This window comes from Paracidovorax valerianellae (assembly GCF_900102625.1).
Classification (GTDB): Bacteria; Pseudomonadota; Gammaproteobacteria; order Burkholderiales; family Burkholderiaceae_C; genus Paracidovorax; species Paracidovorax valerianellae.
The window spans coordinates 164,519-186,860 of sequence record NZ_FMZC01000003.1 but is presented as its reverse complement, the minus strand read 5'-3'; the positions used below and the strand labels follow the sequence as shown (position 1 = coordinate 186,860).

Here is a 22,342-nt window from a genome sequence, read left to right as displayed (position 1 = left end):
ACCTATGCTCGATGAGCTATGTTGATTGCGCCAAAGGCACTGCAGGGTTTGCATATCCATTTACAGAAGAAAGGCTTTTTCTAGTTAGGCATATTCATGGCTGTGCAAGAGACTCTCATGAATAGCTAAATTTTAAGGAAATGGCCAAGAAGACCAAGCAAGACATCTCTGCCGCTCAGCTGCCATTTTGACTTGATAACAGCGCTCGTGCTGACGCTTGGTCTTAGCCAAGCATAGGCTGCGCTGATCTTGTTCCTTGACAGCGTAGCAGTACGAGTGGTCTCCCTTCACTGCAGCGAGGCACTGGCTACGCGCATCTCGGTTCTTGATCGCGTAGCACTCCGAGGTGCCCGCCATGGCTCCCCCCATACCTAGCATGGCAACTATCCCGATCTGTACCAGGAGCCTACCGTTTGTCATGTTCTGTCCTCTCGGACTTGCTCGCCGCCCCGCACGTCATTCCTATGGTTGATCCGGATGATGTCTCTTGGAGCGAGGTCCACACGGCTTTGAGCATGCCCCAGATCATCACTCCCAGCAGCACGATCCAGATCACCCCGGCAATGCCGATTGCATGGTCTGTCCAGTTCGATCCGTCGTTGTCATCTTGCATGGCGCCTCCTATTTTTGGATGTCCGAACCGCAGTGCTTGCAGCGCACGGCTTCGCGCTTGATCGGCTCGGCGCAGAGCGGACAGGGCGCCGTATCGGACTCGTCGATGATCGCCAGCCCCCGTCCTTCGATGTACCCAGCGGTCGCTATCGTGTGATCCCTCTGTTCGTAGCGCACGTTGATGACGGCATTGCCTCCGAGGGCCATGGCCTTTTCCCGCAATCTTTGCGCCACGTCCTCGCGGGTGTATTTCCTCTCCAGCGGAGACCATCGCGTCAGCTTCACCGTCACCTCCGACAGTGACCGGTAGTTGTTTTGCGGTGGCTCGGTCAGTATTTGGACATCGATGCTGCGTGCACCCGATGGACTGGAGACCAGTGCGACTCCCTCCTTGATTTCAATCCACCCGAGCTTGGCGTAGTGGGTTCGCAAGATCCATTTAATGGTCAGTGGATACAGCAGCACCCAAGACATGAATCCTGTGATGGGCGCAAGCACTGCCGACAGCGCTACGTGCAGCCACATCTGTTTGTAGGCAAAGTAGATCGGGCCGCCGACCAACACCCACAGCCATGTGGCCTCCCCAAATTCTTCGATATGGCCATTGGCCGGATTCTGGAATCGCATCGTTGTCTTTCTTCAGTTCACATCACGTGTTCGTAATGCGCCGTTGGCGCCATGACCGGCGGTCACTCCGATTGCCCAGCAGTCACGCCCCATCCCCGTTTTGGTTCTGCGTGGATGGGCTTGGCTTACTGCCACAGGCGTAATTCGCCCAGTCCTGCATGAGCTGCTGCCTTTTGACCAAGAGATCACCTCGTCGGTAGGCGGCTTCCACCTTGTTTCCGACAGCGTGGGCAAGTGCCATCTCTGCAACTTCATTGGGGTAGTCGGTCTGCTCAGCGCACCAGTCGCGGAACGTGGATCGAAATCCATGGGGCACTGCCTGCACCTTCAATCGACGCAGCACTGCCGTGAGCGTCATGTCCGAGAGCTGACTGCCCAATTCGGGGTCGCGGCTGTTGGGGCTGGGGAAGACATACGATTTGCTGGATGCGCGACCTGCCGAGAGCGCGAGGGCCTTCATTTCCTGCAGCAGGGCCACTGACGCATCCGACAGAGGTACCCGATGAGCCTTGCTGGCCTTCATGCGCTCGGCAGGAATCGTCCACACCCGTGCAGCCAGATCCATTTCAGCCCAAGTCGCGCCACGGACTTCTCCGGAGCGGGCCGCTGTCAAAACCACGAAGAGCAAGGCCTTGGCCCCCATTCCCTCCTGGGTCTGCAACTGCTCCATGAATGTCGGCAACTGGGCATAAGGCAAGGCCTGGAAATGCGTGGTCTTGCTCACCTTGCCCGGAGCAGGCAACAGCTTGTCCAGCAGGCCCTTCCAGCGTGCAGGATTGGAGTCAGTGCGGTAGCCGCGTGCAATGGCCCAGTCGATGATGGATTCGACGCGGCCCCGCAGGCGAGTGGCAGTCTCCGTCTTGCTGGACCAGATTGGCTCCAGCACCTTGAGCACCATCGCCAGGGATATATCGCGCACGGGCACCTTGCCCAGCACCGGCACGGCATACATGTCGAGCGACCGCTGCCACTGCTGCGCATGCTTTGCGTTCTTCCAGCCCTTCTCATGGGATGCGATGTAGCGCTTGGCCGATTCGCCGAAGGTCATGCCGGTGTGGATTTCAGCGACCAGACGGGCCCGAGCCCGGCGCCGATCCTCGATAGGGTCGATGCCCTGCGCCAATTTGGCACGGGCAGCGCGAGCCGCCTCCCGTGCATCTGCCAGCGTGACGGACGGATACGAGCCCAGGCCCAGGTCACGCCGCTTGCCAGCCACCTGATAGCGAAGCACCCAACTGCGTGAGCCGTACATCGTGACGTTCAGGATCAGGCCACGAACGCCGCCGACATGGTTGGACCCACGACGCCAGAGCGCTGCGACCTGCGCTGCTCCAAGTTCTTTGCGAGGTTCGCGGAGCGTCATGGCTGCATCTCCGCAGAGGCAGAGCGGGGATGCCCAGGTGGCTCATAGATCAAGAATTGCCAACCCTGTACTGAGGTACATGTGAGTGCTTCTTGAGCGCTGGATTCGCTGGTTGCGATCAACTCGCCGGACACGGGACGAGTGCGCCCTTCGGACAGCCATTCAATCCACATCCGGTAGCGGGAGATCATCCCGGCATCGGTTTGGTGAAGGTAAATGAACTGCAGCGGCAGTGGGGCCGCTTGCGCTGGAGGATGGGCTTGATGGGGAAGCGATGTCTGCATGCAGCAGATCGTCGAGCGTTGCGCCGGTTCGTGCTGAAAATCCTGTGCGACCTCTGGAAACCCGCATGGATCAAGGCGATGTCTCGCGTTCCCCCATTTTGCTGGCTCTGTTGCTATCGATTTCATATCAATGACTCCTATGTCATTGATTTTCAATAGCTTTTTCCAGAGGGGATGAGGTGGCCTGGGGAACTTCCAGGTTGTCTTGACGGGCAAGCCAGAGGACGAGTTTTCTTGCCGCTCAAGATCAGACGCAACCCCTGCGATGGGGCGCATGGAGGGGAGGGCGGTGGGGTGGCGAACCTACCCCCTAGCTCAGCCCAATTCGTAGGGCTCCAGCGTCCAGGCGTAGTTGAGGCGGCTGGGGTGGCGGGGATGGCCGCTGGCGGTCAGTTCACCGAATCGGCGCCATTGAGGTTGGTACTGCGCTAGCCTCCCATGCAGTGCGTCCCGCGCGCGGAGGAAATACGGCCGATCCACCACCGTTTCGCCCCAGGCAGCCCAGAGGGTGGGTTTGGCGTACTGAGCGACGATCTTCTCGATGGTCTCTAGATTGCGCTCATAGGCCACGGCGTCAGCTTTGGGTGGCAAGTCCTGCGGACTGGTGGCGCGTACCGGATAGAGGTTCAGCATGACAAACCCATCGAATCCGCATTGCTGCGCCACCTTCTCCACACGGGTCACAGTGGGGTCGAGCTTCTCTTGGGTGGCAGTGCTGGGATTGAGGCCGATGACCAGCAGCGGATTGGCTCCAGAGCGGCCCAGCGTATAGCGCCACTGGTCGTCGTGGTCGGGATGGTAAATGTCGTACATGGGGACTTTAAGGTGGGCATTCATGGCGTCTGCCCAGGCCGCTCCGGCCCAGACGGTAGCCAATTTTGTACCACATATGCGGGTGCATAGAGTCGTCAGGCAACAGACAGTTCCTGCCCATGACCAGGGACGAGGCATTGATCGCAGCGTTCGCCGACGAGCTTCGCTCCCGGCGTGCTGCACTGCGCTTGTCGCAAGAGGAACTGGCCCATCGCGCGGGTATTAATCGAACGTATATCGCCAAGCTGGAGCTGGCGCGTAATCAGCCTACATTGACTGTGCTGCTGCGCGTGGCCGAGGCGCTGGAGGTGCCGCTTCCAGATTTGATTGATGGGGCTCTTGGTCGGCGATAGTGGCGCTCCCGGTGCCCTGGTGCGACTCGTTTGCTGGTTGACTAGCCAGCCCTGGGCCGCAGATGGCTGCATGAGTCATCTGCCGGGCCAATGGAATCCGTTTTCACTGCCCGCGTTGCATGCGCCCCGGTCAGTTCGGATGCTGTTGCATTGTGGGACGGCACAACGCCTTGCATCTCGGGTAGGTGGGTCAACTAGCGCTCAGAAGCCGCTTTTAGCAATGACAAAACACCCGAGATTTGTAGATTAACGAGCGACGTGACTTTGGGAGCAGTCAGGGTTGCGTTCAAGGTGTTCGAAGTGCGCTGCTGCGTGGCCGCCAGACCTATGAGGCCGAACAGGTTTGTTGCACTCTGTGCACCGAAAATCGGGCGCGATAACTACGCGAGTGCCCTTAATGTCAATTGCATCATCAATGCCAATGGAGTGGCCATTGAGCGTGCAGGTGGTCATTGTTGCCATGCCCGGATTTTATGAGACCTTCATTGCCGATTGGCGACCTGAGTTTTACGCCATCCATCTGGGGCTTGTTTGCAGTGCGATCACCCCGCCCGGTCCGTAGGGGCAGGATGGCAGTCTGCCAGCAGCCGCTGTCCTGCTCGTTGCTCGTTCTGTAGTGGAAATCGGGTACTTGGGGAGGGCGATACATTTGTAAGGAAGATAGAGAGGCGGAGAGGCAAGGATGCTCATTTTTGATGAGTTTAGGACGTAGCCAGCCACGCCCGTCGGGTTAGCATCTCTTTATGCAAGGATCATCTTTCTGCCAGTACTGTGTTGCAAATAAGCACCTCCGGGAGGAAATCGTTTCGCGCGGCGTTCTGGTTCCCAAGTGTCCTATCTGTAGGCGAGAAGGAGGGCTCGCGCTTGCTGTGGACGATAAGCGTCTCGCGCGCATCGTACGTGCCCTGATCCGGCTTCACTTCTCTGAGTGGCACTACAACACCCATTTGGGAGGTGACTCACTTCAGAAGATAGTCAAATCGAGCAAAGCGATTTTTGATCTCCCCGCCGATGTAGACGCAGATGCTTTCGAGGAAGCCTTCTTGCCTATAGAGGAGCGGGGAGGATGGTATCCGGCGTCTGACGAGGACATCACGCTTGGCGGCGGATATTGGGACGGTGGAATTCTGGATGGTATTCGCGCTCGGCGTGACTTGCGTGTAGAAGCACTGGTGAAGGATTCGCTTAATCGAAACTCGCACGAAGTTGAGCCCGCGGCAAGGAAACTCATTCAGTCGATGAAGGGCGACATCACACTTACACTGACGGCTGGGCAGCAGCACTTCCGAGGCCGTATCGGTGTCCACTTCCGGCTGCGCAGTATCGATCTACACCCGACCGCAAGTCCTTTTTCCTACCTACCTTTCAGCGGCGAGGATATTGGTCCTCCGCCTATGCTTCTTGCGACGGAGGGAAGATTCAATCGCAGCCGTGCTGCCATCCTTTACCTTGCTTCCGATAGAGACACCGCTGTCGCCGAGCTGCGTCCACATCCCGGTCACCTCATCTCGACGGCGGCCTTTCGCCTTGAACGGGACATCGTTGTAGCGAATTTTGCGGATCAGGACATCCGTAATTTTTTACATGACGAGCGACTAGAGGATTTGCGTACCATCGTTTCGGTCGCCGACGTCTTGAACGTTCCAGTTCAACCCGAGCACCGGTTTCTGTACTCAACCACTCAACTTATTGCCGATGCGGTGCGCGCAGAAGGATATGACGGCTTGATGTTCAGCAGCAGCGTGGCGTCAGGTTACAACCTTGTCTGCTTTGATCCTAGTGTTTGCACGATGGTCACAGCGAGCGAAGAGATCCAAGATGTGCGATCGTTAACCTACCAACTCGGCGCTGTACCAGCATTGAGGCAGGACTACGACGAAAGCGATTACGAGAAAGACGAAGAAAACGCTTTGGCAACTTTGCTACATGGCATTGCTCGTCGGCAGTAACTTCACGCGTCTAGGTCAAAAGGCGTTTGGTGGACACCGCATTGAATGCAACCCCTGACCCAGGTATCCCCTAATCGCTCCCTGGTTCTCTCTGGAGCCGGAAGATATCAAGGCGGTCTTTGTCGACGCTCAGGATGGGGCGCAACTGCCCACTTTGCAGTGGATGACTTTCCGGAGTGCGGAACCCAGCTTGAAAGCTCCCCGCATTCAGCCCTTCAAGCCAGTTCCCCGCTCCCCCGCCCCCTCTCCCCCTTTAGGGGAGGGGGCGAGGGGAGTGGGAGACCAGGGGCTAGTCTGGCAGACGCAACTTATCCCCCTCGCGGATCAGTTGTCCGGAATCGAGCAGGGCCTGGATCGCGTCGCGCACATTCTTTGCGCGGTGGTTGCTTCCATAGCCCTCTTCTCCGCTGTCGCATTTGTCCTTGAATACTTCCGCGACGATCTTGCGGATGGCTTCATCGGTTGCCTCCCCCGGAGACTGCTCTCCATTGGCACCGATGCCTACTGCGCGCAGGTGCAATGTGATGGCCTTGAGCGCCTCATCGGCCCGCTCCTGTCCCTTGGTTTTGGGCGATGGCATGGCAACCGGAGCCTCTGCATCCTCGACGTGTCGCACCACGATGGATTTCAGGGGCTCTGGCTCATGGTCCGGTTGGAAGCTGACACCCTCGATCTTGAACCATCCTGACGCTGGCTCGCCGTCGCGGCCCTTGTCCAGGCGCCAATAACGATGTTCGCCCGAACGTCCCACTTCAATGGACACATCTGGGTTCGCGTGCAGCGCATACGCGCCACGGGCGCCTCGTTTGGGATCATTACCGCAGTGGTGCACGAGCAACACCGCCGCCCCGGTCATCTGAGTCAGGCGCTGTACGTTGGCGATCATCCCGGACATGGCTGAGTTGCTGTTCTCTTCCGCCATCCCGGCGATGGACGCTGACAGCGTGTCGATCACGATAAATTTGGCATCGTGCTTTCGTGCTGTCAGTGCCAACTCGTTGACGTCATTTTCGCTAGTGACATTGCAGGAATTGAAGACATAGTGAACGCCCTCCAGGTGGCCAATACCTTGATCGTGTTCAAGCGCCTGCACACGCGTACGGACTCCGATTTGCCCCTCCAGTGCTACATAGAGCACATTGGTACGCGTCACAGGATGCCCTGCCCAGTCTGAGCCATTGGCGATGGCTGCGACCATGTCGAGCAGCAGCGCAGTCTTGCCCGCCTGGGATTCACCCCACAGGATGACGACCTCACCGCCATGGAAAACATCGCGCACCAGCCAGACATGCCGGGGCATGTGACGGAAGTCCTGCGAGGTATGGGTCGGCAGTCCCCGCGTTACACCCCCCGGGAGTGGCAGGGTAGGTTCTGGCAATTGGTGAGGAGGCCGAGGTAAGAGCGGCAGGGGCATTTCAGCCGAGGCAGATGTACGAGCCACCACTGACGCGTTGAGCTGCGGTTCAGCATCCAGTTTGGGCGTCGTGCAATAAGCTTTTGTCTGTTCATTTTTCGTTGTGATCTGCTCGGCATTGAGACCCAAAGCTTTGGCGACGGCCAGCTTCGCAATGTGGCTTCTGTCATTGCAAGTGGCCGGCTGCCCAACGGCCAGATTGTCGGCTTCCAACTGCTCGCGCACATTGCGCTGGTATTCGAGGATGGCGGCCATGGAGTAGTCTTCTCCGGAGTTCGTCGGCTGACTATTGATCTGAGTATTCATTTCGGGTTTCTAGATTTATAGGGACTTGGGGTGTGTGCAGGACGCCGGGCTCGGACATGTGATGGCTTCACCGATCGACGTCTGCGACATACGAGCGGAAAGGGGCGGAGGCCCCTCTATTACTCAGCTCATGCGTTTGCTGGACGGCGTTTGCGCGCGGCAGATTTCTGGCGGTTCGAGGCGCGCGTGATCTGCTTTTCGTTTCGTGATCTCAGTTGATTCGCAGGCTGAGCGGCAATGCGCTGGCGATGCTCAATCCACTCCAGCATTTCTTCGATTGAGGCCAAGCGTTTCGTGATGCTGTGCGCAGATTCCTCCATCTTTTTGAGCGTTTGCTGCTGCTGAAGCATGCAGGCGGTCAACAGATTCAGGGTGAATTGGTCCATTTGAGTCATGATTGATTCCTTGATGATGTGCAGGCTGTCGCTTAGCACGCGACTGCCACCTGCAAGATGTGAGGTAGGTTTTGGATTCAGTGAGCGGTTAGAGAACCTGAGGGACGGCGCCAGAGCACTCCAAATCCACGGACGGCATTGACGCGTGCAACTGTTCCGCTGTTACAAAATTCTGCTGCTGACCTCGCATAGGGAGGTTCAGCTTGGTGTCGCGAAACGCCGGACTGGGCAGGTAGATAGGCAGATATAGTCGGAAATAGGCTGAATTTATCGCCATATGAAATTTCTCCTGAGTTTTGTGTGCTGGAGCAGGAATTGCGCAGGCCACATGGAGAAGCGGCGTAGAGGCCTTCGACTACGCCTGTATTTCCATACAGTTTGTATCTATTTGTGTAATTTGTAACTTCATCGGGACTGAGTCAAACACGTCCTAATGCTTGCGCTAGGGCCAGCCGACTTGCCGACGGATGAGGGGTAGCGCGAGGGGGAGACGTGCATGGCTGGCTACGCTGCCATCCCGAAGATCAGATCGCGGAGGTGGGGTGAGTCTTCGATGCTCCGATGGACAGTCCCCTTGTGGCAGCATCATCTGGAGACGGTGGACGTATCCGTTCTTAGCTTGAGCCAACCATGAACCTTACTGAGATCACCCGCGCAGAGATCACATCCCCGTCAGACCTGATGACCTGGGCCGAGCATTTAGAGCGCCTGAATTTTGAGCAAGGGCCAATGCTCTTCAGGGGGCAAGCCGAGACATATGCAAACCTTCAGCCAACATTGGCCCGTGCTACCCAAGGTGGCGCCCACGACGCTGCAGCGTTGTTGGAGCGGCGACTGATCAGGAATTTCCGGACGCACTATCGTGACCTAAAGACATTGCCTGCTGATATGCCATCGGCTGATGATGTTGTGGCGCGATCAGATGTAGACGTGTTGAGTCTTATGCAGCACTACGAGGTACCGAGCCGCTTGCTCGATTGGTCCGAGAGTGTCTGGGTGGCCGCATACTTCGCGTGTGCGTCCAGCGCTAGCAAGGATGCAGAGCTTTGGTTTGTGGATAGCTCACTACTTGACTTGACGCCAGATGAGCTAACAACGTCGGCGGTGAGGGAGCGGATTGCCGCCTCGATTGGTGGGCGCCCGACTGAGTACCACCCGAGATGGGGGATGCCGTTATTGGCTGTAGTCGAGCCCACATCCAATGCGCGCCTCGTAGCGCAGCGAGGGCAATTGACGGCAAGCGACAATGCGACTGTTGACCACTCCCAACTCCTGTGGAGACTCGCTATCTTACGTCACGGAAATGAGCGTACATGTCAGTCATTTGGTCGTCACATCATCCGAGCCAGCCGCAAGCGAGACATCTTGAGATTTCTGTCCGAGGAGAAGGGCGTAAGTGCGAAATCCCTGTTTCCGGACATCGTTGGGCTTGGGCGGTTTTTACGCTGGGAGTTTGAGGCGTTAAGGACTGAGCTGTATTGATTTTCACGATCTGCTGCTTACGCTTCAGATCCTACGGTATTATTTGGTGCTAGTTTTTGGACTTGGAGTCGTTGTCTATTTGCCTACGGACCGACTCAATGGAGATTTTGTTTAAATTTATGAACTCTCCAGCCTGATCCTTATCGATTACTCTGAACTCGCCGGTTGCTCTCGGTGGAGTGCCTTCGTAACGAATAGCAATTAAGCGATCACCATACCGTTTTATGACAGCAATATCCGGTGCCGATTTGAGAACGATGAAGCTGTCTTGGAAGCGTGCGTGGGTAGTGCCGATTATCCAGGCCCTAAGCAATGCCATATAGATGATCAGCACTAAACCAACCGCCGTTGCGCCGAATGCTCTCTTGACGCCGTCCCATGCAGATTTAGAGGTTGCGGTTTCTGCCTCCCCCCGCGACATACGTTGGATAAACGAACCATCTGTAAAAATTAGCGCAAAGATGTAGTCCGAAAGGAGGATCAGCGTCCAGGTGATTAGGCTTAGCATCATAAGCCAGCGGAATGGTGCACCTGTTAGCATGGGGGTAATCCACATGAGTGCTATTAATATTAACCGTATCCGTAGCCGTGGCCAGGGTATCGCTACCAACAATTCACGAGGCAAGTGGCTCATTTCTATGAGCAGGATAATTGCCCCTAAAATGCACATTGCTGCGAAGAGGATTGTTCCGGTTGAAGGCTCGATCAAGAAGCCTGGTATTCCGAAATACGCGCAGTAACCGTATTCGTAGGCGAACGTTAGAAGGTAGGCCGCCGCAGTAGCACCTGCAATGATCAGTCCGTCTGTAAATAGCGATCTTGGCTTGGGAACTTCAGCCGCTCTTTGCGCTTTCAGCCGTTGGGAACGTGGCAAGACCCTCTCCTCTGGTGCAGATTAATCGAAGATTGGATCATGATTTTTTAGGGCTGTTGAGTCCACACAGTGCTCGCTCTATTTGGAGTACTCAGACACGACTACGGGCCTACCTTGGGCGGCTGGACATGGGACTCAGAATCAGTCGGAGAGCGCCGCCGGAAGGTCTGGCTGTAGCTGTTAGACAGCCAGCACGCGGGAGTGCTTGAGCGCGGCAGATTAGCCGCGCTCAGGAACGCCAATTACGTCAGATCGACGGTAGATGCAGATGGGGCATTCGTCTTCACCCAGGTGATCCCGTTGTCACGCGCCGTGGTGGACGAGTACAACTCGCTAGTTCCGATCACTTGGCCATTTGTGGCGGTGAGCGTGAAGTAAGGGCTGCCGTTGCTGGCAGTCAGCTTCTGATAGCGCCCATCGTATGGAGCATTTGCTTTCACCGATGCGATGCCAGCGTCTGCGTTTTGCTTGGTTGTGTAGCGCTCACTGGTCAGGACAGTCTCCCCATTCCCGGAGGACTTGAGATTAAACATGTACTGAGTACCGCTGCGCTTGAGGTGAAAAATTCCGGACATCTGGTATTCCTTTGTTGAGCATTGATGAGGTGAGGGCAATCGCAAAAGATTTACGACTGCCCACACCGGGCTACGTCACCGCTTGCTATTCGGCGTACGGCTTACTGGCTTCCATGTACTGCCAGGAGTCGTAGTTGGAGGCAAAGGCTTACGGTCAGGCACTGCCGCGAAGTTGTCACGGAGTCCACCACGGGGCCCCACTTCTTGGAAGATGCCGCCACTGTTGCCGGTACTCGTACCGGGCTTCTTTCCTGCTGTCATAAAAATCCTTTCGGTAACAGCCTGCCCCCGGTGCTTAAGAACCCTTACAGCTTGTCGTGAACGACTCAGCTATGCTCAACGTTTCCTAGGACGTGAGTTCAGGAGCAGATTTCGCCGGGTAACGGTGGTCTGCTAGACCCACCCAGAGCTGTAACTCTCGGTGGGTCTTCTTTTGCTGGATGAAAACCCATGGAGACACTATAGATGGGGTCTCACATCATGGCAAGACACTACCTATAGTGTCCCGATCCCTATTGTTACAAATGGCTTCTTCGGGTGTAAGAACTTGTTGGCTACCCATCGACCTACCCACGCGACCGCACGCAAGATCGATGCGGACGCGCTGCTGCAGGCACGCTTGTTCCCTGACATGTTCCCGCTGTCCCGCCAGGTGCTGGTGGCCTGCGATTTCGCCAAAGGCATCGCCGCACGGCTGGCCGGCGCTGATGTTCCCTCGATGCCCGATCCCGAGCGAGTCGGCTTTGCCGATCTGCAAGCCCGCATCGACGCCGTGCTGGCATTCATCGAAGGCCTGCCCGCCGAGTCTTTCAACGAAGCCGCCACGCGCCAGATCACGCTGCAGCCCGGCACGCCCCGCGAAAAGCAGTTCGCCGGCGAGCACTACCTGCTGCACTACGGCCTGCCGCAGTTCTTCTTTCACGTGAATGCCACGTATGCCATTGCGCGACACAACGGCGTGGAATTGGGCAAGCGCGACTACATGGGCAAGTACTGAGCCGCCTGGAGAGCCCCAACTTCCTGCTAGAATTCCGGCTTCGACACACAGGAGAGGTGGCAGAGTGGTCGAATGTACCTGACTCGAAATCAGGCGTAGTGGCAACACTACCGTGGGTTCGAATCCCACCCTCTCCGCCAGTAAGTAAACAAACAAGCGCCTTTCGGGGCGCTTTTTTGTGGGCTCTTTTTATTGGATCAAGGCCGCTTCCTCAGGCTTTCGCCCAGTTCGGCCCGTTTCCTTTCAGCGTCAGTCTGCCGCTGCTGCCATAGCCAGCGCCTGCAAGGCCTCGCCCACTTCACCCTCTTCAACACCTGCCACAGGCACCAGACAAGCCTTCAACGCCTGCAGCGCCCCAGTTTCCTTCTGCAGCCGAGCAATCGCCTGGCCCGCATCTCTTGGCGCGTCGAAGCCAGTACTCTGCAGCAGCACGCGGCCATCCGCAGCCACCAGCTTGAAATAGAACTTGCCGTCTGCCTCGCGGTATTGCTTGAACGAAGGCAGCGCCGCCTTGGCGGGCTTGGCTTGCGCCGGCGTCGTCGCGGCACCTGCCGTGCGCAGGCTGCGCAGGCCTACGGCGGCGCGCAGTTCACGGGTGAAAGGCGTGGCGATGGCCCGTGCGCGTTCAGCGCCGGCCAGCAGGGTGTCTTCGATCTGCGATGGGTCGGCCATCAGCGCTTCGTAGCGTGCACGCATGGGGGCGATGACCTGGTCCACGCGTTCGAACAGCACTTGTTTGGCGTCGCCCCAGGCGATGCCTTCGGCATATTGCTGGCGCAGCGCGGCCGTTTCGGCTTCGGTGGCGAAGGCCTGGTAGATCTGGAACAGGGCCGAGCCTTCGGTGTCTTTGGGCTCACCGGGCGCGCGGGAGTCGGTCAGGATGCCGCCGATCAGCTTGCGCAGTTGCTCGCGCGACGAAAAGAGCGGGATCGTGTTGTCGTAGCTCTTGCTCATCTTGCGGCCGTCGAGGCCGGGCAGGGTGGCCACGTGCTCGTCGATGGCGGCTTCGGGCAGCACGAAGTGCTCGCCGTACAGGTGATTGAAGCTGGCCGCCATGTCGCGCGCCATTTCGATGTGCTGCACCTGGTCACGGCCCACCGGCACCTTGTGGGCCTTGAACATCAGGATGTCGGCGCCCATGAGCACGGGGTACATGAACAGGCCGGCAGTCACGCCGTCATCGGCATCGCGGCCGGCAGCGGTGTTCTTGTCTTGCGAGGCCTTGTAGGCATGGGCGCGGTTGAGCACACCCTTGCCGGTCACGCAGCTCAGCAGCCAGTTGAGTTCGGGGATCTCCGGAATGTCGGACTGCCGGTAGAACGTCACGTGCTCGGGGTTCAAGCCTGCGGCGAGCCAGCTGGCCGCGATCTCGAGCGTGGACCGCTGGATGCGCGCCGGGTCTTCGCATTTGATGAGTGCGTGGTAGTCCGCCAAAAAGTAAAAGCTCTGCACGCCGGGCTGCAGGCTGGCAGCCACGGAAGGGCGGATGGACCCGACGAAGTTGCCCAGGTGCGGCGTGCCCGTGGTGGTGATGCCGGTGAGAAAGCGCGTGGTGGTCATGGAAGCAAAGTCCGCAGAAAACGAAATGGAATGAACGCAGGTTCGGTTTGACCCTGCCTGGGCGGCTGCCAGTGCTGCAGCGTGCCGATCAGCGCACCAGCGCCATCAGGGGCGTGAGCAGCAGGTTGATGGCCGAATAGCCAAGCGACATGAGGGGCCGCAGCCAGACTGCGCCCACCACGCCGGCAACGACCAGCGCCAGCACGATGAAGAAACCGTAGGGCTCGATGCGGGACACCATCTGCGCCTGTTTCCAGGGCAGCAGTCCGACCAGGATGCGCCCGCCATCGAGCGGCGGCAGTGGAAACAGGTTGAAGGCCCACATGACGAGGTTCACCAGCATGCCGGCGCGCGCCATTTCCATGAAGAAGCGCTCCTGCACGCCGAATCCGACCAGCGCGATGAGAAACACCGCCCACAGGATGGCCTGAAAGAAGTTCGATGCCGGCCCCGCGAGCGCCACCCAGATCATGTCGCGCTTGGGGTTGCGCAGGTTGCCGAAATTCACCGGCACCGGCTTCGCGTAACCGAAGAGAAAGGCCCCCGATGTGGCGAAGTACAGCAACAGCGGCATCAGGATGGTGCCGACCGGGTCGATGTGCTTGAGCGGGTTGAGCGTGATGCGGCCCATCATGAATGCGGTCTGGTCGCCGAAGTGGCGCGCCGCGTAGCCGTGGGCGGCCTCGTGCACCGTGATGGCGAAGAGCACCGGCAGTGCGTAGATGAGTACGGTTTGGATGAGGTTGGAGAAGTCCACGGGCTGGATTGTCTCAGACGCTGGAGCGCGGTCTTTCCGTGGGCATCAGCGCAACTACGGAGGGCGCCTGGCGAGATCGTTGATAGCATGGGGCGGCATGCTGCAAACGCAAGCCTGTGCACACCGCCAGGCGCCAGTGGCTGCCTGCAATAACCAATACAACAGGCATTAGGAGACAGTCGATCATGGGCTTGGACAGACTGAGGATTGGTACGCGCCTGGTCTTGGCGTTTGGTGCGCTGGCCGCGTTGATGGCCTTGCTGGTGTTGGTCGGCCTTGCCGATATCGGCCGGGCTCAGGATTCGCACCGTGCCGCCTTGCAATTGGCGGGTGGACTGGCCGATGCGCAGCGGCAGCCCCTGGTGCAAGCCGTTCAGGCGGCCCAGGCCCAGCTCGACGATGTGCGCATGTGGCTGCTGATACTGGGCGGGGCGGTGTTTGCCGTGGCCATCGCCGCGTTCTGGATGCTGCGCCAGGGCATCGTGAGCCCGCTGGCCCAGGCCATCGTGATCGCCGAAACCGTGGCCGCAGGCGATTTGAGCAAAGAGTTCAGCTCCGACCTGCAAGGCGATTTTGGGCGGCTTCTGGGGGCGCTGGGCACCATGGAAGACACGCTGACCGAGCTGGTGTCGCGCATCAAGCAGTCCACCGATGCCATCACCCTGTGCGCCGGCGATATCGATGCAGGCAACTCCGATCTGTCGCGTCGCACGCAGGAGCAGGTCTCGTCCCTGACAGAAACCGCTGCAAGCATGGAGCAGCTCACTTCCACCGTGCGCCAGAACGCCGACCGGGCACGCTCGGCCAGTGGGCTGGCCGTGGCCGCTTCCGCCACGGCCGAGCGCGGCGGGGCCGTCGTGGGCGAGGTCGTGCAGACCATGCAGGCGATCAGCGGCAGCTCCCACAAGATCGTGGACATCATCCAGGTGATCGAGGGCATTGCCTTTCAAACCAACATCCTCGCGCTGAACGCTGCGGTCGAGGCCGCACGGGCCGGCGAGCAGGGCCGGGGCTTCGCCGTGGTGGCCTCCGAAGTGCGGAGCCTGGCGCAGCGCAGCGCCGTCGCGGCGCGCGAGATCAAGACGCTGATCCAGGAATCGGTCCAGCAGGTGCAAAACGGCACTGGCCTGGTCGGGCAGGCGGGCAAGACGATGCAGGAGATCGTGCACGACGTGGGCCAGGTCACTGCCTTGCTCGGAGAGATTTCGCACGCACTGCAGGAACAGAGCGATGGCATCGCCCATGTGAACCAATCCGTCGCGCACATGGATGGCGCCACGCAGCAGAACGCGGCCATGGTGGAGGCCGCTGCACGCGCGGCGTCGGTGCTGTCGGAGCGTGCCAGCGACCTGCAGCGCGCCGTGGGCGCCTTCAAGCTGGACGATGACGATGCGCCATCCGGGCCATCCGGCCCGACCGCGATGCCGGTGCGCTCGTCTTCTGTGCCGCAGCTACAGGCCTGAACGCCAGGGCAGCCAACCCTACAGATCCGGGCCCTTCAAAGCCCCAGCGCTTCCAGGCTCCCGCGGCCTTCGCGCACCACGCGGGGCTCGCCGCCGTTGTACATGTCGGTCAGGTCCACCACGGTGGTGGGCTCCAGCGGGCAGGCGCCAGCATCGACGACGGCATCGATCTGGTGTTCGTAGCGTTCGCGGATTTCGCGCGGGTCGTTCAGCGGCAGCGTTTCACCCGGCGCGATGAAGGTGGTGGCTAGGAGTGGCGCGCCATGCAACTCCAGCAGCAGTTGCAGACCCTTGCGGTCCGGCACGCGCAGGCCGATGGTCTTGCGCTGCGGATGGCTCACGCGGCGGGGCACTTCCTTGGTGGCGTCCAGGATGAACGTGTACGGGCCGGGGGTGGCCAGCTTGAGCAGGCGGTACTGGCGGTTGTCCACGCGGGCGTAGTTGGCCAGCTCCGACAGGTCGCGGCATAGCAAGGTGAGGTGGTGCTTGTCGTCCACCTGCCGAATGCGGCGCAGGCGGTCTACGGCGGTCTTGTCGTCGAGCTGGCACACCAGCGCATAGCTGGAATCGGTGGGCACGGCCAGAACGGCGCCTTGCTTGAGCAGCGCGGCGCCCTGCTTGAGCAGCCGGGGTTGCGGATTGTCGGGATGGACTTCGAAATACTGTGCCACGGGGCGGTCCTCAGGCGGCGGTATGGATGCGGTCTGCCAGCAATTCCCAAACGGGCGTCAAGGCGCCGGGCAGCGAGGGCAGGGCGCCCAGATCGGTGTGCGACTCGTCCGGGCTGTGAAAGTCGCTGCCGCGCGACGCGGCGAGCTTGAACTCGGTGGCCATACCGGCATACACGCCATATTCGGCCACCGAATGGCTGCCCGTGACCACCTCCACGCCGCGCCCGCCGTGCTGGATGAATTCGGTGAAGAGCGCGTACTCGGCATTCGCGCTGAACTTGTAGCGGGCTGGATGGGCGATGACGGCCATGCCGCCGGCCTCGCTGATCCACCGCACGGCATCGCCGAGCGCAGCCCAGCGGTGCGGCACATAGCCGGGCTTGCCTTCGGTGAGGTATTTGCGGAACACCTCCGAGGTGTCGCGGCACACGCCGGTCTCGACCAGGAAGCGCGCAAAGTGCGTGCGGGAGATCAACTCAGGGTTGCCTACGTAGCGCAGCGCCCCTTCGTAGGCACCGCGGATGCCGACCTGTGCCAGCTGGCGGGACATCTCCATCGCGCGTTCGCCGCGGCCGCCTCGGGTGGCTGCCAGCCCATGGCTGAGCTGCGCATCGTCCGGATCGAAACCCAGGCCGACGATGTGCACCGTGGTGTCGGCGAAAGTGACCGAAATCTCTACCCCGGTGAGGTAGGGCAGGCCATGCAATGCGGCGGCGGCCATGGCGCGGTGCTGGCCGCCGATCTCGTCGTGGTCGGTCAGCGCCCAGAGCTCGACGCCGTTGGCGTGCGCCCGGGCCGCGAGTTCCTCCGGCGTGAGCGTGCCGTCGGAAACCACGGAATGGCAGTGCAGGTCGGCGTTGAGAAGGATGGACACGTGGCGATTCTAGGACCGGCGGGCATGACCCGTGTCGCAATATGGCACCAAGTACGGAAAACCCCACTGCCATAAACCCCTGGAATGCGCAAAATGTAAAAAAGAGTGCACGCAGAGGCGAGGCGGCGCGTTGAACCCCCTACCGTGCATTCGTGCGCCATTTTTTCCATCGTTGCATCCCCATGAAATTCCAAAACCTTTCCGTCAGCCGCAAGCTGTGGCTCATCATCCTCGGCCTCATGGGCAGCATGCTGGTGCTGGTCTACGCGCTCGTGAACTACACGGCCCGCGTCGATGCCGAAACCACGGCCAACGTGCAGGCCAACGAAGACCGCATCTCGCTGGCGCTGCGATGGAAGGGCATGACCCAGTTGGCCGTCGAACGGGTCGTGGTCAGCGCTGTGGCGACCGATGAGGTGCTGAGCGCCCGCATGAAAACGCAGGTCAAGGCAGACATCGCGGCCATCACCGAGATTCAAAAGAAGATCGTCGAACAGGCGGTCAGCCCCGAAGACAAGGCGCAGCTCGAGCGCATCGCCGCCGAGCGCAGCGGCGTGCTGAAGATCACCGCCCAGGCCCAGGAAGGCCGCGCGGACATCGACGCCACCCGCAAGCTGGTGGACGACGCCCTGCTGCCAGCCGTCGCCAAATACATCCGCGCCCAGGAAACCTTCATCGAACAGCAGGAAGCCCAGCGTGAAGCCGCCAAGAGCGAAGGCCGGCGCCAGCGCCAGCGGGCGCATTGGATCGGCGTCGGCATCGCAGCGCTGGTGGTGCTGCTCGGCGTGTTCCTCGCACGCCTGACCGTGCGTTCCATCACCCTGCCGCTGGACCGCGCAGTGGGCGTGGCCGATGCCATCGCCGAGGGCGACCTGACCGTGGAAGTGCATGACGACCGCAAGGATGAGCTGGGCCACCTGTTGCGCTCGCTGTCTGCCATGGCCGCGCGCCTGCGCGGCGTGGTGGCCGAGGTGCGGTCGGGGGTGGAATCGGTCTCGTCGGCCTCCAGCGAGATCGCCACGGGCAACCAGGACCTGTCCGCCCGCACCGAGCAGACGGCGGCCAACCTTGAAGAAACCGCGGCCAGCATGGAAGAGCTGACCGCCACCGTCACCCAATCGGCTGAAACCGCACGACAGGCCAACCAGTTGGCGTCCACCGCCGCGCAAGCGGCCGGGCGGGGCGGCGAAGTGGTGGGCCAGGTGGTCACGAGCATGCAGCAGATCACCGACAGCTCGCGCAAGATCGGCGACATCATCGGCGTGATCGATAGCATCGCCTTCCAGACCAACATCCTCGCGCTGAACGCCGCCGTCGAGGCAGCACGGGCCGGTGAGCAGGGCCGGGGCTTTGCGGTGGTGGCATCCGAAGTGCGCAGCCTGGCGCAGCGCTCGGCCGAGGCCGCCAAGGAGATCAAGCTGCTGATCGATACGTCGGTCCAGAACGTGGAGTCCGGCTCTCAGCAAGTGGCGCAGGCCGGCCAGAGCATGGAAGAGATCGTGGGCAGCGTGCGCCGCGTGTCCGACCTGATCGGCGAGATCACCGCCTCGTCCACCGAGCAGCGCGACGGCATCGCCCAGGTCAATCAGGCCGTGAGCAACCTGGACCAGATGACGCAGCAGAACGCCGCCCTGGTCGAGCAGTCGAGCGCCGCAGCCAGCGCCATGCGCGACCAGGCGCAGCGCCTGTCGCAGGTGGTGTCGGTATTCAACGTGGGCGCCGTGACGGTAGCGCGCGCGCCCATCGCGGCACCGGTGCGGACTGCGGCGCCAAGGGCAGCGCCTGCTGCGGCACTGAGCCGCTCTGCGGGAGCGCCCGCCGCCGCCCGGGCTGCTGCCCCCGTAGCGCTCACCCCTCCCGCTGCCCGCGCTGGCGCGGCGGCGCCGGCCAAGAAAGCCGCTGCTGCGCCCAAGCCAGCCCCTTCCAAGGCATCGGCGACCACTGCGCCAGCGCCCCGCCTTGGCAATGGCAACGCGGCCGCAGCGCCGCGTTCCGCCCCGGCACGGACGGCTTCCGGTTCCGAGGACGACTGGGAAACGTTCTGAAATTGCGGTGAACCCGTAGCCGGCCATGAAAACAATGGCCGGCTAATCGACGTAAAAATCAGCCTGCTGCTACGAAATTAATAGCTGTCAGCGCAATAGATACGGCGGCAGGAAGCCTGTTTGGTATGTAATTCAAGGATTGGGGCGCCCGCCCCGTCAGCGGCGGGCCGCTCTTTAAAGCTGTGCCCCCTCCACCAGAAACTGCACCCGCCGCTCCCCCTTCCACTCGTTCACATCCAGCCTGAAGGCCAGCAGCACCCGTGACGGCAACTGCTCGGTGTGACCGAACCAGATGCCGTCCACCGGCTTGCCCTGGTGCAGCAGCTTGAGCGACAGGTGGTGCTTGTTCTCGCCCACCAGGCGCTGCGACAGCACTTCGACCTCTTCGCTGAAGGTGGGCGGCGCGAAGCCCTGGCCCCAGACTTCGCGGTGCAACGTGTCCACCATTTCCGCACGGCAGTATTCGGGGGCGAGAGGGCCGTCGGTGTCGAGCCGGCGGGTGAGCGTGGCGGCGTCCAGCCATTCCTGGGCGACCTGGGCGAAGGCGCGCTCGAAGGTGGCGAAGTGTTCTTCGGCCACGGTGCAGCCTGCGGCCATGGCATGGCCGCCGAACTTGAGCAGGGTGCCCGGATGGCGCTTGGCCACCAGGTCGAGCGCGTCGCGCAGGTGAAAGCCGGGAATGGAGCGCCCCGAGCCCTTGAGTTCGTGCCCCTTGCCCGGCGCAGCGCTGGCGGCGAAGACGAAGGTGGGGCGGTGCAGCTTGTCCTTGATGCGCGAGGCCACGATGCCGACCACGCCTTCATGGAAGTCGGGGTCGAACACGCTGATCGCCGGCGGGGGCTCGGTGCCTTCTTCGAACAGGCTTTCGGCCATGAGCAGCGCCTGTTCGCGCATGCCGCCTTCGATCTCGCGGCGTTCGCGGTTGATGGTATCCAGCGTGCGGGCGAGTTCGGCGGCGCGGCCGGCGTCGTCCGTCAGCAGGCATTCGATGCCGAGGGTCATGTCGGCCAGCCGTCCCGCGGCGTTGATGCGCGGCCCCAGGGCAAAGCCGAAGTCGAACGTGGTGGCCACCGGCGCCTTGCGGCCCGCCGCGTCGAACAGCGCGGCGATGCCCGCCGGCATGGCGCCCGCGCGGATGCGGCGCAGGCCCTGGGCGACGAGGCGGCGGTTGTTGCTGTCCAGGCGCACCACGTCGGCCACCGTGCCCAGGGCGACGAGCGGCAGCAGCGGCTCCAGCTTGGGCTGGCTGGCCTTGTCGAACACGCCGCGCTGGCGCAGCTCGGCACGCAGCGCCATCAGCACGTAGAACATGACGCCCACGCCGGCGATCGATTTGCTTTCGAACGTGCAGCCTGGCTGATTGGGGTTGACCATGGCGTCGGCCAGCGGCAGCGCCGGGCCGGGCAGGTGGTGGTCGGTGACGAGGACCTGCAGGCCCAGCGCCTTGGCCTCGGCCACGCCGTCCACGCTGGCGATGCCGTTGTCCACGGTGATGAGCATGTCGGCGCCCCGGTCGTGCACGCGGCGGGCGATGCTGGGGGTGAGGCCGTAGCCGTCGGCCACGCGGTCGGGCACCAGGTAGTCCACGTGCCGCGCGCCCAGTAGCCGCAGGCCGCGCACCGCCACGGCGCAGGCAGTGGCGCCGTCGCAGTCGTAGTCGGCCACGACGACGAGGCGGCGGTCCTGCGCGATGGCGTCGGCCAGCAGCACCGCGGCCTCGCGCGTGCCGCGCAGCGTGTCGGGGGGCAGCAGCAGGGCCAGGCCGTCGTCCAGCTCGTCCTTGGCGCACACGCCGCGGGCGGCGTACAGCCGCGCCAACAGGGGATGGACGCCGGCCTGCTCCAGCGCCCAGGCCGCGCGGGGCGGAATGTCTCTTGCTACTATTTTCATAGCAATGTGCCGAGGTCTTTAAAGCGCTGGGGCCTGAAAAGGCTTTGAATCCTCTGCGCGAAGCCGCGCGGCCCCGTCCGCCATGCCAGCGCATTGCGCTCGCCGCACAGGGTGAGCCGGGCCTCGCCGCCAGCGGCCACGCGGTCGGCCAGGCGGGCGACCGGGCCGCTGTCCAGCGCCTGCCAGGCAGCACGCCAAGTGCGCCAGTCTTCGGCCAAGGCGGCGTCGCGCAGGGCCAGCGGCATTTCGGGGGCGGGCGGCGGCGGTGCTGCGTTCGCCATGGCGGGCGGGAGCGATCCGGTGCCGTGCACCCAGAAGGAATTGACGGGCCCCCGCCCTTGCGCCGCGCGGGTGTCGTTGAAGGCGTGGGTGTAGAGCAGCATCTGCATCTCGCTTTGCAGGCGGTGCAGCACGCGGGCTCTCGCGGCATCGGGCATCCAGGCCCGCACGTCGCGCTGGATCACGCGGTCGAGCGAAGCGGTGGCGAGCCCTTCGAACACGGCGCCGCGCGCCAGCCAGCGCGTGGGCTGCTCGTAGCTGAGCTCGATCCCGTCTTCGGAAAACCAGGGCGCGACGATGCCCAGCAGTTCGCGCGATGCGGCCTCGTCCAGGCCCAGCGCGGCCGGGTCGCCGACGGTGACGTGCTCGGTGGTCACGCGCCATTCGCACGGCGTGACGAAGGCGCGGGCTGCGCCGTCATCGTCATCTCCGCTGCCGCTCGCCTGGCGATGGTGCCAGGCGGCCCAGGGCGCAGTGCTGGCGGTGGCCGGCAGACCCAGGTGGCGGGCGAGGGCGCGTTCGTGCGGAGGGATGAAATCGGTCTCGTCACCCGGGTCGGTGACAGGGGGCGGCAGGCGGGAAAGCAGCCGGTCGAGGTGGGGCAGGGCGAGGTCCTGCAGCGCGTGCTGGCATCCGTCGGAGGGGCTGGCGGCGAACGGGATGAGCAAATGGGGGGTGTCCGACATGGGCCTATTGTCCGGGATGCCACAATCGGCGCCGTCCGGTGGCCGACATTTCCAGAGCGGCAGCGGGCCTTCC

Annotated in this window: 21 protein-coding genes and 1 tRNA gene; 7 read left to right on the top strand and 15 right to left on the bottom strand. The window is 61.7% G+C overall.

Features of this window, described 5'->3' with window-relative positions; translation table 11 throughout:
* Positions 1–406: 406 nt before the first annotated feature.
* From BLT03_RS06140 to BLT03_RS06125, 5 genes are all read right to left on the bottom strand, one after another.
* Entirely contained in the window at positions 407–613 is a 207-nt protein-coding gene (locus tag BLT03_RS06140; RefSeq protein ID WP_092741390.1) for a hypothetical protein, read from the bottom strand.
* Between the two features lie 8 nt (positions 614–621).
* Positions 622–1,239, bottom strand: a complete 618-nt coding sequence (locus BLT03_RS06135) for a hypothetical protein (protein WP_092741388.1) — start codon at positions 1,237–1,239, stop codon at positions 622–624.
* A gap of 82 nt (positions 1,240–1,321) precedes the next feature.
* The gene (locus BLT03_RS06130) at positions 1,322–2,602 is read right to left on the bottom strand and encodes a tyrosine-type recombinase/integrase (protein WP_092741386.1); all 1,281 of its coding nucleotides are present in this window, start codon (positions 2,600–2,602) and stop codon (positions 1,322–1,324) included.
* Positions 2,599–3,162 (bottom strand): hypothetical protein, encoded by a 564-nt coding sequence (locus BLT03_RS23805; protein WP_139160334.1) that lies wholly within the window; start codon positions 3,160–3,162, stop codon positions 2,599–2,601. The genes BLT03_RS06130 and BLT03_RS23805 overlap by 4 nt, the downstream gene beginning before the upstream one ends.
* Positions 3,163–3,201: 39 nt before the next feature.
* Positions 3,202–3,699 carry a DUF1643 domain-containing protein gene (locus BLT03_RS06125; protein WP_175537676.1) on the bottom strand — a complete coding sequence of 166 codons (498 nt, stop codon included), beginning with the start codon at positions 3,697–3,699 and terminating at the stop codon, positions 3,202–3,204.
* A gap of 119 nt (positions 3,700–3,818) precedes the next feature.
* On the opposite strand from BLT03_RS06125, the gene BLT03_RS06120 reads away from it, so the two are divergent.
* Both BLT03_RS06120 and BLT03_RS06110 read left to right on the top strand, forming a co-directional pair.
* Positions 3,819–4,052 carry a helix-turn-helix domain-containing protein gene (locus tag BLT03_RS06120; protein ID WP_092741973.1) on the top strand — a complete coding sequence of 78 codons (234 nt, stop codon included), beginning with the start codon at positions 3,819–3,821 and terminating at the stop codon, positions 4,050–4,052.
* An 869-nt stretch (positions 4,053–4,921) separates the two neighbouring features.
* A complete protein-coding gene (locus tag BLT03_RS06110) occupies positions 4,922–6,001 on the top strand; it encodes an RES family NAD+ phosphorylase (RefSeq protein WP_175537675.1) in 1,080 nt (359 codons plus the stop codon).
* Between the two features lie 289 nt (positions 6,002–6,290).
* Here BLT03_RS06110 and BLT03_RS06105 read toward each other — a convergent pair whose 3' ends face one another.
* Both BLT03_RS06105 and BLT03_RS06100 read right to left on the bottom strand, forming a co-directional pair.
* Positions 6,291–7,670 (bottom strand): AAA family ATPase, encoded by a 1,380-nt coding sequence (locus BLT03_RS06105; protein ID WP_175537674.1) that lies wholly within the window; start codon positions 7,668–7,670, stop codon positions 6,291–6,293.
* Between the two features lie 179 nt (positions 7,671–7,849).
* Positions 7,850–8,116 (bottom strand): hypothetical protein, encoded by a 267-nt coding sequence (locus tag BLT03_RS06100; RefSeq protein ID WP_139160333.1) that lies wholly within the window; start codon positions 8,114–8,116, stop codon positions 7,850–7,852.
* A gap of 630 nt (positions 8,117–8,746) precedes the next feature.
* Here BLT03_RS06100 and BLT03_RS06095 point away from each other — a divergent pair.
* On the top strand, positions 8,747–9,598 hold the full coding sequence (locus BLT03_RS06095; RefSeq protein WP_092741374.1) for an FRG domain-containing protein: 852 nt from the start codon (positions 8,747–8,749) through the stop codon (positions 9,596–9,598).
* 49 nt (positions 9,599–9,647) lie between these two features.
* Here the strand turns inward: BLT03_RS06095 and BLT03_RS23800 are convergent, their stop codons facing one another.
* Together BLT03_RS23800 and BLT03_RS06085 are read right to left on the bottom strand one after the other, a co-directional pair.
* The gene (locus BLT03_RS23800; protein ID WP_139160332.1) at positions 9,648–10,472 is read right to left on the bottom strand and encodes a hypothetical protein; all 825 of its coding nucleotides are present in this window, start codon (positions 10,470–10,472) and stop codon (positions 9,648–9,650) included.
* Positions 10,473–10,714: 242 nt separating this feature from the next.
* On the bottom strand, positions 10,715–11,047 hold the full coding sequence (locus tag BLT03_RS06085; protein WP_092741370.1) for a YegP family protein: 333 nt from the start codon (positions 11,045–11,047) through the stop codon (positions 10,715–10,717).
* A 508-nt stretch (positions 11,048–11,555) separates the two neighbouring features.
* Here BLT03_RS06085 and BLT03_RS06075 point away from each other — a divergent pair.
* Positions 11,556–12,044 (top strand): DUF1993 domain-containing protein, encoded by a 489-nt coding sequence (locus tag BLT03_RS06075; RefSeq protein ID WP_092741971.1) that lies wholly within the window; start codon positions 11,556–11,558, stop codon positions 12,042–12,044.
* A 50-nt stretch (positions 12,045–12,094) separates the two neighbouring features.
* Positions 12,095–12,184 (top strand) — tRNA-Ser (locus BLT03_RS06070).
* A 109-nt stretch (positions 12,185–12,293) separates the two neighbouring features.
* Here the strand turns inward: BLT03_RS06070 and BLT03_RS06065 are convergent.
* Positions 12,294–13,604: a tryptophan--tRNA ligase gene (locus BLT03_RS06065; protein ID WP_092741366.1), complete on the bottom strand. Its 1,311-nt coding sequence runs from the start codon at positions 13,602–13,604 to the stop codon at positions 12,294–12,296.
* A gap of 88 nt (positions 13,605–13,692) precedes the next feature.
* The gene (locus tag BLT03_RS06060) at positions 13,693–14,361 is read right to left on the bottom strand and encodes a site-2 protease family protein (RefSeq protein WP_092741364.1); all 669 of its coding nucleotides are present in this window, start codon (positions 14,359–14,361) and stop codon (positions 13,693–13,695) included.
* Between the two features lie 185 nt (positions 14,362–14,546).
* Here BLT03_RS06060 and BLT03_RS06055 point away from each other — a divergent pair, with 185 nt between their 5' ends.
* The gene (locus tag BLT03_RS06055) at positions 14,547–15,824 is read left to right on the top strand and encodes a methyl-accepting chemotaxis protein (protein WP_092741362.1); all 1,278 of its coding nucleotides are present in this window, start codon (positions 14,547–14,549) and stop codon (positions 15,822–15,824) included.
* Positions 15,825–15,859: 35 nt separating this feature from the next.
* On the opposite strand, the gene BLT03_RS06050 is transcribed toward BLT03_RS06055, so the two are convergent.
* Both BLT03_RS06050 and BLT03_RS06045 read right to left on the bottom strand, forming a co-directional pair.
* A complete protein-coding gene (locus BLT03_RS06050; RefSeq protein WP_092741361.1) occupies positions 15,860–16,495 on the bottom strand; it encodes an L-threonylcarbamoyladenylate synthase in 636 nt (211 codons plus the stop codon).
* A gap of 10 nt (positions 16,496–16,505) precedes the next feature.
* Positions 16,506–17,369, bottom strand: a complete 864-nt coding sequence (locus BLT03_RS06045) for a 3',5'-nucleoside bisphosphate phosphatase (RefSeq protein ID WP_092741359.1) — start codon at positions 17,367–17,369, stop codon at positions 16,506–16,508.
* A 182-nt stretch (positions 17,370–17,551) separates the two neighbouring features.
* Here BLT03_RS06045 and BLT03_RS06040 point away from each other — a divergent pair, with 182 nt between their 5' ends.
* Positions 17,552–19,414: a methyl-accepting chemotaxis protein gene (locus BLT03_RS06040; RefSeq protein ID WP_092741357.1), complete on the top strand. Its 1,863-nt coding sequence runs from the start codon at positions 17,552–17,554 to the stop codon at positions 19,412–19,414.
* Between the two features lie 174 nt (positions 19,415–19,588).
* Here BLT03_RS06040 and recJ read toward each other — a convergent pair whose 3' ends face one another.
* Together recJ and BLT03_RS06030 are read right to left on the bottom strand one after the other, a co-directional pair.
* The gene (gene recJ, locus BLT03_RS06035; RefSeq protein ID WP_092741355.1) at positions 19,589–21,304 is read right to left on the bottom strand and encodes a single-stranded-DNA-specific exonuclease RecJ; all 1,716 of its coding nucleotides are present in this window, start codon (positions 21,302–21,304) and stop codon (positions 19,589–19,591) included.
* Complete coding sequence (locus BLT03_RS06030) at positions 21,301–22,269, bottom strand: phosphoglycerate mutase (RefSeq protein ID WP_092741353.1); 969 nt, start codon at positions 22,267–22,269, stop codon at positions 21,301–21,303. Before BLT03_RS06030 ends, recJ begins: the two co-directional genes overlap by 4 nt.
* Positions 22,270–22,342 lie beyond the last annotated feature (73 nt).